This window comes from Candidatus Termitispirillum reticulitermitis, from assembly GCF_054655775.1.
In genome coordinates, this window is sequence record NZ_BAAIHG010000197.1 from 1 (window position 1) to 712 (window position 712).

The 712-nt window shown below is 45.2% G+C and carries 1 protein-coding gene; it reads right to left on the reverse strand.

What is annotated here, in order from left to right; genetic code table 11:
- Window positions 1-48: 48 nt before the first annotated feature.
- Window positions 49-712, reverse strand: a 664-nt coding sequence (locus AC1MDJ_RS08250; protein WP_479690433.1) for a hypothetical protein, incomplete at its 5' end; no start/stop codon positions are given.

Consider the following 712-nt stretch of genomic DNA (forward strand, 5'->3'; position numbering starts at 1 on the left):
TCTGGTTGAAACGGTAAGTGTGGTGGCGGAGCAATCGGAAGAAACTAATCAAACAGAACCTGCTGAAAATGAGTTGCAGGAGCTACAACCAGCAGAAGAGGTCACCCAAGAAATTGCTAGTGTTGACAAAGAGGAGGTAAAAAGAGAAGTAGAGGAGGCTGACGATGATGAGGCAGGAGAGGAGAAAGCAGAAAATAAAAAAGATGATGGGGAAGAAGAGATAGAAGAAATAGACGATGGACTGACAGACGATATAGATGTTTTATCAGGCACTTCGGATGATAGTATGTCTAAACTAGCAATTTCTTGGGTGACCTCTTCTGCTGGTTGTAGCTCCTGCAACTCATTTTCAGCAGGTTCTGTTTGATTAGTTTCTTCCGATTGCTCCGCCACCACACTTACCGTTTCAACCGCTGTGATAGTTGCCATAGCCGTAATAACGGCAGGTTCTGGAACAACTTCGCTAGCTTCAAGTGCGCTGTTAGCTTGTTCAAATGCTCCAAGTGCCGCCGCTAAGACCTCTGCTTCTTTTTTAGCTTCTTGTTCAGCTACTTCCCGTTTTTTATCCTCTTCAGCTTGCCTAATTGCCACGACTTCGTCTGCCATAGCCGTTGCTGCACTAGCCATAGAAGCGGCAAGTTCACTATCTGACATTTCAGTTTCTACAGGCTTTACCGCCTCCTGTTTAACGTGTTCAACGGATTCGTTCATA